Source organism: Amphritea atlantica (assembly GCA_024397875.1).
Taxonomy (GTDB): Bacteria; Pseudomonadota; Gammaproteobacteria; order Pseudomonadales; family Balneatricaceae; genus Amphritea; species Amphritea atlantica_B.
The window spans coordinates 4099071-4111573 of sequence record CP073344.1 but is presented as its reverse complement, the minus strand read 5'-3'; the positions used below and the strand labels follow the sequence as shown (position 1 = coordinate 4111573).

At 51.5% G+C, this 12503-nt stretch carries 12 protein-coding genes and 2 tRNA genes; 6 read left to right on the top strand and 8 right to left on the bottom strand.

The window, feature by feature from the left end; genetic code table 11:
- Window position 1 precedes the first annotated feature (1 nt).
- The 4 genes from KDX31_18905 to KDX31_18890 are packed head-to-tail and all read right to left on the bottom strand — an operon-like array spanning window position 2 to window position 3400.
- The gene (locus KDX31_18905; GenBank protein ID UTW03353.1) at window positions 2-1333 is read right to left on the bottom strand and encodes an MATE family efflux transporter; all 1332 of its coding nucleotides are present in this window, start codon (window positions 1331-1333) and stop codon (window positions 2-4) included.
- The gene (gene znuB, locus KDX31_18900) at window positions 1330-2121 is read right to left on the bottom strand and encodes a zinc ABC transporter permease subunit ZnuB (protein ID UTW03352.1); all 792 of its coding nucleotides are present in this window, start codon (window positions 2119-2121) and stop codon (window positions 1330-1332) included. Before znuB ends, KDX31_18905 begins: the two co-directional genes overlap by 4 nt.
- Window positions 2121-2909, bottom strand: coding sequence for a zinc ABC transporter ATP-binding protein ZnuC (gene znuC / locus KDX31_18895; GenBank protein ID UTW03351.1), 789 nt, complete (start codon window positions 2907-2909; stop codon window positions 2121-2123). The genes znuB and znuC overlap by 1 nt, the downstream gene beginning before the upstream one ends.
- The gene (locus KDX31_18890) at window positions 2906-3400 is read right to left on the bottom strand and encodes a transcriptional repressor (GenBank protein ID UTW03350.1); all 495 of its coding nucleotides are present in this window, start codon (window positions 3398-3400) and stop codon (window positions 2906-2908) included. The genes znuC and KDX31_18890 overlap by 4 nt, the downstream gene beginning before the upstream one ends.
- A gap of 72 nt (window positions 3401-3472) precedes the next feature.
- On the opposite strand from KDX31_18890, the gene znuA reads away from it, so the two are divergent.
- The 3 genes from znuA to KDX31_18875 all read left to right on the top strand — a co-directional run bounded on the left by znuA (window position 3473) and on the right by KDX31_18875 (window position 4730).
- Window positions 3473-4405 (top strand): zinc ABC transporter substrate-binding protein ZnuA, encoded by a 933-nt coding sequence (znuA, locus tag KDX31_18885; GenBank protein UTW03349.1) that lies wholly within the window; start codon window positions 3473-3475, stop codon window positions 4403-4405.
- Window positions 4406-4476: 71 nt separating this feature from the next.
- Window positions 4477-4563, top strand: a tRNA-Leu gene (locus KDX31_18880).
- 80 nt (window positions 4564-4643) lie between these two features.
- Window positions 4644-4730: transfer RNA gene (locus KDX31_18875), tRNA-Leu, on the top strand.
- A gap of 609 nt (window positions 4731-5339) precedes the next feature.
- Here KDX31_18875 and KDX31_18870 read toward each other — a convergent pair.
- Window positions 5340-6251 (bottom strand): DUF560 domain-containing protein, encoded by a 912-nt coding sequence (locus tag KDX31_18870; GenBank protein UTW03348.1) that lies wholly within the window; start codon window positions 6249-6251, stop codon window positions 5340-5342.
- 104 nt (window positions 6252-6355) lie between these two features.
- Window positions 6356-7684, bottom strand: a complete 1329-nt coding sequence (locus KDX31_18865) for a hypothetical protein (GenBank protein ID UTW03347.1) — start codon at window positions 7682-7684, stop codon at window positions 6356-6358.
- Window positions 7685-8381: 697 nt separating this feature from the next.
- Here KDX31_18865 and KDX31_18860 point away from each other — a divergent pair.
- Window positions 8382-9344: a DUF3179 domain-containing protein gene (locus KDX31_18860; GenBank protein UTW03346.1), complete on the top strand. Its 963-nt coding sequence runs from the start codon at window positions 8382-8384 to the stop codon at window positions 9342-9344.
- Between the two features lie 138 nt (window positions 9345-9482).
- Window positions 9483-9875: a ribonucleotide reductase subunit alpha gene (locus KDX31_18855; GenBank protein ID UTW03345.1), complete on the top strand. Its 393-nt coding sequence runs from the start codon at window positions 9483-9485 to the stop codon at window positions 9873-9875.
- Between the two features lie 118 nt (window positions 9876-9993).
- On the opposite strand, the gene KDX31_18850 is transcribed toward KDX31_18855, so the two are convergent.
- Window positions 9994-10191 (bottom strand): hypothetical protein, encoded by a 198-nt coding sequence (locus tag KDX31_18850; GenBank protein ID UTW03344.1) that lies wholly within the window; start codon window positions 10189-10191, stop codon window positions 9994-9996.
- Window positions 10192-10287: 96 nt separating this feature from the next.
- On the opposite strand from KDX31_18850, the gene gcvA reads away from it, so the two are divergent.
- Window positions 10288-11316: a transcriptional regulator GcvA gene (gene gcvA / locus KDX31_18845; protein ID UTW03343.1), complete on the top strand. Its 1029-nt coding sequence runs from the start codon at window positions 10288-10290 to the stop codon at window positions 11314-11316.
- Between the two features lie 45 nt (window positions 11317-11361).
- Here gcvA and KDX31_18840 read toward each other — a convergent pair whose 3' ends face one another.
- On the bottom strand, window positions 11362-12435 hold the full coding sequence (locus tag KDX31_18840; protein UTW03342.1) for an LbtU family siderophore porin: 1074 nt from the start codon (window positions 12433-12435) through the stop codon (window positions 11362-11364).
- Window positions 12436-12503: the final 68 nt, after the last annotated feature.

Below are 12503 nucleotides of genomic sequence, written 5' to 3'. Positions count from 1 at the left end.
TTTATCCCGGTGGTTGTTTGAACTCCTTAAGGAAAACATAGCCGCCAGTGACCCCGCGTGCCACAAACAGGCTTAAGAAAGCCAGCCACAGGCCGTGATTGCCCAGCGACTGGGTCAGATACCAGATGGGAGCGAACACGCCGAACACCGATATCAGCATGGTATTCTGCATCGCTTTGACCTGCGTGGTGCCGACAAAGATGCCATCGGTCATAAAGCTCCATACCGCAATCAATGGGAGAACGATTATCCAGGGCAGGTACGCTGCTGCGATTTCCCGGACCTCGGTAATATCGGTCAACAGGGAGATAATCAGTTCACCACAAAGCCAGAAGAAGAGGGTAAACAGCAGCGCGCTGATCAGCGACCAGCTGAGGCAGGCCGAGACGATTCTGTGGAATCCTTTATGATCCCTGGCACCATAAAATTTACCACTCAGAGCTTCTGCGGCATGGGCAAAGCCATCCAGTCCGTTGGATATGAGCAGGAAGAAATTAAGTAATACCGCGTTGGCTGAGAGAATCGTGGCGCCCTGCTTCGCCCCCTGAGAGGTAAAGAAGGCCAGCGTTAACAACAGCACCAGCGTGCGGACGAAAAGATAGCGGTTAACATTGATCAGGTGATAGTAATCACTCACTGACTTTAGCTGGGGCCAGGGCGTTTGGCCCGGCTGTTTCGCCAGCATCCGCAGCATCAGAGCGGTACCCAGTATCAGGCTGGCATATTCGGATATGACAGTTGCCAGCGCGACACCTTCGGCATGCATCCCCAGGCCATAGACCGCGATCAGATCCAGCAGCATATTCAGCAGGTTGGTAACCACCAGTAACAGGAGCGGGATGCGGGTGTTCTGATTTCCCAGAAACCAGCCTAGCAGCGCATAGTTGGCCAGTACCGCCGGAGCACCAAAGATTCTGATTTCGGCATAGAAGCGGGCTTCGGTGGTGACTTCAGGCTCGGCGCCGACCAGTGCCAGTGCTGTCTCTATCAGTGGATACTGAAATACCACAAGGGTCAGCCCTATGATCCCTGCCAGCACCAGCGACTGAGCGAGCAGTAACCGGCTCTGGTTATAATCGGGCGTTCCCAGCGCCTGAGCGGTGAGTCCGGTGGTGCCCATCCGCAGGAAACCAAACGACCAGTAAAGGATAGAAAATATCATCGCACCGACTGCCACCGCCGCCAGATATCGGGGGTCGGGCAGATGGCCGATCACTGCGGTATCCACCAGGCCCAGCAGGGGCACGGTAATATTGGACAGGATCATCGGCCAGGCCAGTGACCAGACCCGTTGATGATCCTGTTTGCGGGCCCGCTGCAGGTATCGGATCATGCAGCGCTGCGCAGCGGCAGCGAGTACAGCAACAGAAACTGAGCCAGTGCGGCCACAACCACAGAGGGGCCTGCCGGGGTATCAAACTGCATCGATGCCGAGAGTCCGAGTATCACCGCAACCACCCCCAGCAGGCTGGCGATCACCGCCATCTGCTCCGGAGAGCTGGCCAGTCGCCGGGCGCTGGCGGCGGGAATAATCAGCAGAGAGGTAATCAGCAGAATACCGACCACTTTCATGGCGATGGCGATAACCACCCCGATTAACAGCATCAGCGCCAGCCGTATGCGGGCCACCGGCACGCCCTCAACCTGCGCCAGCTCCTCATTGATGGTCACCGCCAGCAGCGGATTCCAGAGCTTCCAGATCAACAGCATGACGACGCCTCCGCCAGCATAGATCCACAGCAGGTCTGTGGGTGTGATCGCCAGCAGGTCGCCAAACAGGTATTCCATCAGGTCGACCCTGACATCATCCAGCAGGGCTACGGCGACCAGGCCCAGCGACAGACTGCTGTGGGCCATAATACCCAGCAGGGTATCGGTTGCCACCAGCCGCTGCCGCTGCAGACTGACCAGGATCAGCGCCAGAATCACGCAGCAGCTGACCACCGCCAGATTAAAATTGATATCAAACAGCACACCGACGGCGATGCCCAGCAGGGCCGAGTGCGCCAGGGTATCGCCAAAGTACGCCATCCTCCGCCACACCACAAAGGAACCCAGCGGCCCGGCTACCAGTGCAACCCCAATACCGCCCAGCAGGGCAAGCAACAGAAACTCAGGCATCAGTGGTGCCCTCCGCAGTGGCTATGATCGTTTTCCGTCTCTTCGGACAGCGGCAGGATATCACCATGATTATTGTGCTGATGATTGTGGTGGTGGCTATAGAGCGCGAGGTTTTCCGCACCGGGTATTCCAAACAGTTCGATATAGGAGGGATCTGCGCTAACCTGCTCCGGATGGCCGGAACAGCAGATATGATGGTTGAGACAGATCACCTGATCGGTGGCGGCCATCACCAGATGCAGATCGTGCGAGATCATCAGTACAGCGCAGTTGTATTTATCACGGATGCTGGCGATAAGCCTGTAAAGCTCTGTCTGACCGTTAATATCCACCCCCTGAGCCGGTTCATCCAGTACCAGAAGCTCAGGTTTACGCAGCAGTGCCCGGGCCAGCAGTACCCGCTGCATCTCGCCGCCGGATAAGCTGTGAACCGATTGTTTCAGTAAGTGTTCAGCGCGCACCGCCTGTAACGCGAGGCAGCGGTCTTCAATGCTGGCAAAGGCGGCGGTCTTCAGGAACCGCTCCACGGTCAGGGGAAACGTCGTATCGATATGCAGTTTCTGCGGCATATAGCCGATGCGCAGCGTGGAGGCGCGTCGAATGGTGCCGCTGGTCGGTGACAGAAGCCCCAGAACGGCTTTAACCAGCGTAGTTTTCCCGGCCCCGTTGGGGCCGATCAGCGTGGTAATCTCGCCCGGCTTGAGGGTCATGGAGACGTTATCGATAACGCTGTTGCTACCAAAACTGATGTTCAGCGCGGTAATTTCGACCAGGTTAGCCGGGCTCATACGCTCTCCTGACAGCTGGGGCAGCGTCCCAGGATTTCAATATTTTCCTGTTCCACCGAAAATCCGGCGTTGCTGGCGAAGCTTTGAATGCTGTCGTGCAGCTCGCTGGATTCAAGTTCAGCGGTAGTTCCGCAACGCTGACAGATCAGGAAATAACCCGAGTGTCTGTGCTCCGGATGACTGCAGCCAATAAAGGCGTTCAATGTGGCCAGTCGATGCACCAGTCCCTGCTCCTGAAGAAAGTCCAGTGCCCGGTAAACCGTCGGTGGCGCCGAGTTGAAGCCCGCTTTGGCAATCTCGGGTAGCAGATCATAGGCGCCCAGCGGTTTATGGCTTTGCCAGATGAGCTTGAGCACCAGTTCGCGGATCTTAGTCAGTCGCTGGCCATTGGTTTTACACAGGGTTTGTGCCTGTTGCAGGGCTGTTTTGACACAGCGACTGTGGTCATGATCGGGCTGGTGGGCGATGTTGTTCACGGATTGAGACGCCATAATAAAACCGGTTGATATATTATTTGTTATATTATAACTTTGCGTTTCTTCAATTAACAGTGGCTGCTCCCGATGATTTCCCGACTATCTTCAACAATTGTTCTGCTTTTGCTTAGTGTCGCTGTTTTCGGTACGCAAACGGTTACTGCAGGGCAGGTCCGGGTGCTGACCAGTATTAAGCCCATTCAGCTGATTGCTACGGATATGCTCGGCGATCTGGCACATATTGATGTGCTGCTACCGTCGGGAAGCTCGCCTCATCATTACTCTCTCAAACCCTCCTCGATAGGCCAGATACATGATGCCGATCTGTTTATCTGGGGCGGGCCGGGCCTCGAGCTGTTTCTGACGAAAACCGTTAGTCAGCTGGAGCACCCTGCCCTGGCACTGCTCGAAAGCGATCATGATGATGACCCTGGCGAGCATGAAGCGGAGCATGATCATAAGGCGCACTCCGATAGTGATGCCGGGGAGCATCATCATGACGGTGATGATCCCCATTTCTGGATGGCTCCGGAGCGCGCACTGGCGGCCGCTGACAAGATTAAAGACCGCTTGATAGCGCGTTATCCTGAAGATGCGGCACTTTATCAACAGGCGTATGATGATTTTGCCGCCCGTCTTGCGCAGACCGATCAGCAGCTTCAGCAACAATTGAAAAGTGTTGCTGCTTCCGGTTTCTATGTGTTTCACGATGCATTCGGTAGCTTTGTGGAACACTATCAGTTAAAGCAGCTGGGGTATTTCACCGTTGATCCGGGCCGTAAGCCAGGCGCCCGTCGGCTGAACGAGATCCGCAACGCACTGGAAACCAACCAGGCCCGTTGTGTTTTCGTTGAGCCGCAGTTCAGGGCGCCGGTTGTTGATAGCCTTATTCGGGGGCTGGATATCCGCGTGGGACGACTCGATCCGCTTGCGGTTGAGATCGAAGCGGAGCGTGGCGGATACAGTAAATATCTGCAATCTCTGGCAGATAGCTTCACTAACTGCCTCACCGGAGAATAAAAAGTAAAAAAAGTGCCCGCGGACCCTTCACAAATGAAAAGGTCGTCTTTATAATGCGCTCCTCTTTCGGAGCAGATGTGGTGGAATTGGTAGACACGCTAGCTTCAGGTGCTAGTGCTCGCAAGGGCGTGGGAGTTCGAGTCTCCCCATCTGCACCAACCGCTAACGGCGGTTGAGCGACGAAAGAGCTGGCTATGTTCATAGCAGGGGGACGCCCTTAAACGTGACAAGTTGATATGCAGATGTGGTGGAATTGGTAGACACGCTAGCTTCAGGTGCTAGTGCTCGCAAGGGCGTGGGAGTTCGAGTCTCCCCATCTGCACCAACTTATTTTTCCTGTTTCATTTTCCCTTTTTTATTCTTTGGCAGTGCAGTTTCTTAATCTGCTGCTGCAGGTTTTTCCGTTTGCCAGTCGATAGCGCTGTGATTATGTCTGATGTTACCAGTAGCATACTGATAATCCCTTCAGCTACGGGTTGAGAATTAAGTACCATCGCTTCAGGAATCATCTCGCACTACTGCTGCCAGCGCAGTAAGCTGTGCGCCTTTCTCTACGCCTGGCAATGCAACTGATCGGGTGTCGCAGATTAGCGCAACATACCCTTGATAGAGTCATGGAAATCGCCATTGGAGCCGTAAAGCGCCGCTGAGGCCGGGTTCGATTGTCAGGGAAGAGGTCGGTTCGTTATACGGCAACGCCGAAGATAGCTGCGGTTTGACGCATCGGCGTAGTCTGGCACTGCGCGCTAAGTGAAGATGCCCGGCGGTTACCCTTTGGCGCGAATAATTTGCGCCTGGGTAAGCTGGGGGCAGATAAGCAGGAGTAACGCTCCAAACTTTGTAGTTGCGCCCATGATTTCCATCGTCGACGTTGAATCCTGCGAAGGTCCTTGCATGGGCGTGAAAGCGGTCAATTTTCACCTTATCCGGTGAATTAAAAGTCCATAGCGACTTTTAATGAGATAACGTTACCCTCGGCATCTACGGAAGGTAGGTTAGATTCGGTGTTTGTGTACTCATAATTAAGTACAACATCAACGTTCTCATTGATCGGTTTGATGAACTCAAGACCGATCAGGTCCTGATTATCATCACGTTTTTTCCCTATCGAGGCAGTTGTATTGTCATAATCCCGCCAGTAATGCTCATATTTACCTTTAAAATCAATTACCTTTTTATTGTTGTAATGCAAAGGAATAGAGATAGCGGTCTTTAGATAGAGGGCCTGGTAATCCAGCTCGTTATCGTCAGCGTCTTCCTGTTCCAGTCTTGCGCCTAAAGTGATATAGGCGGCATTATCCATAAAGAAGTAATAGTTATCCGCAGATAAACTGTTTTGAGTCGCATCACGTCCAGAGGCTGAAGCAAAATCTTTTGCGACAAGGCTATAGCTAAAACGGTTATACCAGCCTTCAGCCAATGCGAGTCCTAAAGATGGGGTAAGGCTATGGGAGTCGTATAGCTCCTCGCTGCCTAAATCAACCATTGAATAGCTGTAGTAAAGGCCCAGATCTTTATCACCCACTTCTCTGGATCCAAACGCTGATAACGTGTGGATCTGTAAATCAAAGTCACTGAGCGAATTATGCTTACTTTGGTAGAGGTCATAGACCAGCTCGAGTTCAGCTGTTTCGCTCTTCATGGCCATATAGCCCGCTGAAAAGTCGACAATTAATGCTTCGTCAGATTGACCGGTCGTTGTATCCAGTGCGGAGACAGAGATATTATCATCGTATTCAGCACCAACTGATGCTGTTAGTGAGAGAGGGGCTTCCTGCGCAAATGATAGTGAGCTGGCTAGCAGCATCGCACTTGCACATAAAATATTCGATTTAGCTTTATCCATGATAAGCCGGTTATCCTTTTATCAAACGGGTATCGAGGGAACCTGAAAATAAGTCCCGTAGCGTTTATAGCTTACGGGACTTGGTATAGGTTTCCTGATTAAAGTTAAGAGAGTTTAGCTGCTTTCTTGGCGTTTTCCCGAGCGGCTTTCTTGGCAGCGTTTTTAGCCGTTTCTTTAGCGGTTGCTTTCGCCATTTCCTTGGCGGTTTCTTTAGCCGCGGCTTTCGCTGCCTTTTGGGCTTCACCTTTAGCTACTGTTTTTGCGGAGTCTTTAGCAGCACTTTTTGCGGTTTCCTGGGCTGCTTTCTTAGCCTGATTTTTTGCACCAGCTACGGATTGCGCAGAAAACTTTTCAATACGTGCGTCAAATTTTGCTTTTTGCAGGGCTCCCTTTTGCTCCATGGCAGTGGCCTTATCCAGAAAGTGCTCTTCACCGCTTTCTTCATATAAAGCGGTGAACTTATCCGCTTTCGTCAGGAAGCGAGCTTCTTGTTCAAATGACTGGGTGAAAGCGTTTATCTGCTGCTTATTAAAATTGCCGTCAATTACACGTTGTAAGTCATCAGCATCAATATCCAGCATTAATTTCCCGTTCGCTGCGTTATTTAACGCCCGGTTCATTGCAAAGAGCTGTTCTGAAGACAGCTGCCCAACCAGTTCAGCTGTTAAATCAATATCGGCTTGAATCGCATCAGCATCTGTCAGTTCAGCAATCGCTTGCAGCGCTTCAGCATCTGTCTGGTCTGCAATTGTTTGCAGTGCCTCAGCATCTGTCTCGTCAGCTAATGCCTGCATTAGCTCAGCGTCGGTTTCATCTGCTATTGCCTGTAGGGCATCGGCGTCAGTCTGATCCGCAATCGCCTGCAGCGAAGCTGCATCGGTTTCATCGGCTATAGATTGTAATGCGTCGGCATCGGTTGCATCGGCGATCGCTTGCAGCTCATTGGCATCAGTTGCATCTGCTAAAGCTTGCAGCTCTGCCGCAGTTGCCAGGTTTTCATCTGTAGGATCCGCTTCAGCGGCTGCTTGCGCTGCTGCTGCCTGAGCATCCAATTCGGCTGCTGCCTGGGCTTCTGCGTCGGCTGCAATTGCTGCCTGGGCTTCTGCGTCGGCATCAATTGCTGCCTGAGCGGCCGTGTCTGCGGCAGCCGCTTCAAGGCTAGCTGCATCGGCTTCTAGCGCGGCTTGTGCTGCGGCATCTGCTTCGGCGGCCTGTTGCGCTGCTGCATCAGCCTCTAGCGCAGCTTGTGCCATGGCATCATCAGCCAGTGCCTGCTCTAAGGCAGCCAGATCATCAGTCGTGAGGGTTGTGATTAACAGTTCTTCGCTACTAAATTTCTGATCATCAGCAGCATCAACCGCATAACTCACCGGAAGATAGGACAAAGAAAGTACCAGAGTGGAAATAGCCGTTTTTTTAAACATATAAAACATCCTTCATATACCCGTTATCAAAAATCGCTGTTAGTCAGCACAGAAACACATAGACAAGACCCTCCAGGACGTTTTCGCTGGCTGGGTATTAATATTCTGTAGAGGTGAGGATTCTTCACCGTATTTGTGAGGCGCGCTTCTAACCTTCCGATTTCCCGTTCACTGAAAGAGGGTCTGCTCCCTCGCTCACCAGAGCCCATGCCAAAATACTTTTATATACAGTGGTGGGTTATTTTTGCTGCTTCGGGGTATGGTGGTTTTAAAGTCATAACCCCAGCGCCAACAGGTGAAGCATTAACTACACCAATAAATAAATATTATTAATTTACAATGACTTATAGCTGTCCTGGTCGGTTGGCCAGCTTTGCTTCTGATCAATACAGACTGTTATAGGGGGTATGTGTCTCTTTTTGAGGGCGCTTAATGGCTTGGTATTAATAATTTCGTTATATATCAAGTGATTATCTTGTCTCTATTTTGGGTCAGCATATAAGCTAAACTTTACAGTTTGTAGTTACGGTAAAAGGGCTGGTGTCACTTGATGGCCTGAGGGCTACAGCACTGTGTTCTATGCATTCGGCCGTCAGCATAGGGGCGCTATGACGGCCTCTCTTTATTCATATTCAGGCGAAATATGAATTTTTCTCCTGACTTTGATTCTAATAGTTGATTATCCGTAGAGGTGAAGGAGTCTGTGATGACTGGTAAAGGTCTTACCTGGGGCAGGTTTTATACTGCATGGATATGTGCCTTGTTGCTGGTGCCTCTGGCTGTTTCGGCCCGTACCTTGAATGGTTTTGATCTGTCGGACAGTCTGCTCTATCAGGGACATATCATGCCGGGAGGCCCCGCTAAAGATGGCATACCTGCCATTGATCGCCCGGTATTTGAGCAGCCGGATCAGGCGGCCTGGTTAAAACCGGGCAGCCGGGTGTTGGGGGTAGTGCATAACGGTATAGCTAAAGCGTATCCGATCGCAATTTTGAACTGGCATGAGATCGTCAATGATCGCTTTTCCGATGAGGGGGTGGTGGTGACCTACTGCCCGTTATGCGGCAGTGGGGTGGTCTATCGGGCCAGAGTGGCTGAGCAAAGTTTAACTTTCGGCGTCTCGGGTCTGCTCTATAACAGTGATGTGCTGCTATATGACCGTCAGACAGGCTCGCTCTGGTCTCAGCTGCATAACTACGCGATTTCAGGTCCCATGAAAGGACAGCCGCTAGCCCAGTTGCCCTCTTCCCATACCCGTTGGGATCGATGGCGTGAGCAACATCCTCAGACGCTGGTGCTGTCCCGTAACACCGGCTCGATCAGAGACTACAACCGTAACCCTTACAGTGGATATGATGAAAGCCCGTTGCTGTTCTTTCCGGTTGAGTTTATGAGTCGGGCTTATCATCCCAAAGAGCGGGTCATCGGTATTGAGCTGGATGGCATCGCTAAAGCCTATCCTTTTGCTGAGCTCGCAAAGCTGGGGGATAACGGAGTAGTGGAGGATCGGCTGGGCAGTGTGTCTGTGGTGATTGAGTATGATGCTGAGCAGCGCGATGGCAAAGTCTTGCAGGGAGATAGGGAACTGGTGAGCACCAACCTGTTTTGGTTTGCCTGGTTTGCGTTTCATCCCCAGACGGAGGTGTTTACCGTCGAAGAAGATAAATAAAAACATCAAAACTTAGTTTTGATGTTGTGTCCTACCTCTTATGAATTGCGTTATGCAGCGGGGAAACTGATATATATCAAGATGCTTTTTATCAGACCGGTTAACCTGAATTGCATCAACTTGCGAGGTAGTTAAACAATGATTGCTAATTTTTCCGATCTGCTGGAGATCTCAGTATCCCAGGATCAACCCCAGCGTTTACTGATGCTCTTTGCTAATGCCGACGGCGGTTCATCGAACCCTAAGAAGCAACGTAAGCAGCAGCATGGCGCTATCTCTCCGGTGATGTGTGTGGATAAACTGCCCGAAGAGATTGAGTCTTTTAAAGCGTTGGTCGCGGAAGCGGATAATATTTCCAAAGAGTGGAACTTCATCATCATCGCCGGACTAAGCGGTGAGAATGGTGCTGCCCCGACAACAGAAGATGCCGACCCTTACCTGAACCAGATGGCAAATGGTCTGAAAATGGGTGAGGATCTGTCGCGATATCTGATTTTTGATCGGGATGAGAATCCGATTGTTATGCAATAGTAAAATCGTATATTCAGATCTGTAGGGGCCGCTTGCGGCCCTTTTTTGTCTCTGTCGGAAGTTATTCGAGGTAAAAAAAAGGCCACTAAAGAGTGGCCTAAAGGAGTCTCGTTTAGACCTATACGGTCCCGAATGAACGAGTGCTGTTAAAACTCTGTTTCTGGCGTTTCTTTGGCAGATTTTTTAGCCAGGCGCCCAGCGCAGTTAGCTGCTGTGCAAAATATTCGTTACGTGCCAGCTGACCCTGTCTTACATAGTAAGCGGTATCAACCATACCAAATTCGTCAAGCTTAATACCATGCGCGTTTGTGTTCATGCTATGCACCAAAATAATTCATTAAACCGTTATGTCGTTAAATGGATCAACCTGACTGGATTTAAGCGGCATATCTGGAGGTTTTCAGATTAAGCTATGATCTACAGTGTCTTGCGGTTGGATCATTGTTTCGTTGATGGTTATACTAAGGTCGCGGTGGTTATAAAACAAACGATAGAATTTCAGCTTAAATGTGAAATAAATTCACTTATTGAGGTGTGTATCAGACGCTTACCCCCTTTGAATGCTCTGCGCAGTTTTGAATCGGCTGCACGACTTGGCAGTTTCAACCAAGCTGCTGAAGAGCTGTATGTGACACCCTCTGCAGTCAGTCACCAGATTAAAGCCCTTGAGGAGTATCTGGGGTTAAAGCTGTTTCACCGTGAAAAGAGGCAGGTGCAGATCACCGTCGCCGGAGAAAAGTATCTGGTTGCGGTTTCACACGCCCTGGATGAACTGGATGCGGCCACCCGTCGCCTGATCTCTGCGCCTAACACCAGCTCGTTGACCTTTGAGGCGCCCCCCGCTTTTCTGAGTCGCTGGCTGATGCCAAGGATCAAAGATTTTCAGGCGCTTTATCCGGATGTGGAGCTGCGCCTGAGTACCGGATCTGTGAACCGGATCGACTTTGATCATTCCGATCTGGATATGGCGGTCTATTTTGGTGATCCGCCCGACGATGATGATATCGAGGTACGACTGGTACACCGTTCGGTGGTGGTGCCTGTGTGCAGTCCTCGCAAACTGGAAGAGCATCAGATTGAAACCCTGGCTGATCTGAGGAAGCAGACGCTGATTCATGTCACCAGCCGGCGCAATGAGTGGCAGCGCTTACTGCAAAAGGCCGGAATCTCCATGACCGGAGAGGAAAAAGGGTTGTCATTCTCCAGTACCCAGCTGGCGCTGGGGGCGGCCCTGGAAGGGCTGGGTGTCGCACTGTCAGATAAGTCGCTGATCAGCCGTGAACTGCAATATGGACAGCTCGTGGTACCGGTTGAAGCCGAACTGCTAACCGGAAAAGCGTTCTATCTGGTCTACCCGAAAGATCGTCAGCTGACCTACGGTATGCGTATTTTCCGGGAATGGTTGCTGGAGGTTATGGGACTGTCGGAAGAGCCTGAATAGACGGCTGCCCGGCCTATAGGTGCCGGGCAGTTACTTCATTATCGCTTAGAAACGGGTGGATAAAACAAGATTCAGTGTATCCGTGTCATCACCGGCGTAATCTTCCTCCCTGACCAGTTCAACAATCAGTTCGGCATTATCATGCACCTCCCGGGATGCCCCCAGAGTAATCCGGGAGTGGGCAAGCAGATTATCTCCGGCATCGGTCAGTAGTTCAGCGCCATCGGTGTGACTGTAGCCCAGTGACAGGTTGCCCGGAGCGCCCAGCAGCCCGGTTGCGTAATCGGCACTGACATGCCAGGCCGACACTTCCGCGCCGCCTGTTAGCTCTTTGAAGCTGCCGGTTCTCAGGTATTCAGCGGATAACGCCAGGGCCTCTGCCTCATAACTGAGATTGAGGCGTGACGCATCGACTTTTTCGTCGCTGGACAGGCTATCGGCCTGAAACGGATCGGTATTGCGAATATTGTTAATATAACCGGCGCCCAGAGCAAAACCGTTATCAAATGTCAGCGCGGCATTGAGCCCCAGATTTTCGACTTTGCTCTCATCGTTCTGGCCCTTAAACAGATAGCTTGCAGCGCTGAACATTCCCTGGCTGAAGCCAACCAGCAGCAGATCATCGGTATTATCGGTCAGGTCATTGGTCAGGGGATCAGACCAGGCATTGCCGTTGATGACCGCGAATGGAATCGCAGTACGTCCTGCAATCAGTGACCATGGGTTCCCGTCAGCAGCGATAGTGACAATGGCTTCATCGACGAACAGATCCTGATCTTCTCCATCATCCTCATACTTGAGCGTGGTTGAAAGCGCCATGTACTCATTAACTGCCGCGTCTACAGTCAGTTCCAGGCTGTCGACATCTAGATCGTTTTCACTGCTGCCGTCTGCCAGCCGGGAAGCCGTTGCCAGAAAGTCGGCGCTGCCACTGATGTTAACCGGATTACGATTATTTTCACCACTGGATTGCCTGGCCGTGGTGTCACTCAGCTGGGATTCGAGCAGGGCAATTCGCTGTTTCAGCGCAGTTAGTTCAGTTTCCATCTCGGTTGCCTGTACCGATGGAGTGACAGCGATTGTTGCTGCAATCAGTGATGCCAGAGCCGTTGTTTTCATGATTTATCCTTAATTTTGGATGTTAAAAGTTGCCCGTAAAGGCACAGAAGCGTACTTCTGGCCGGGTT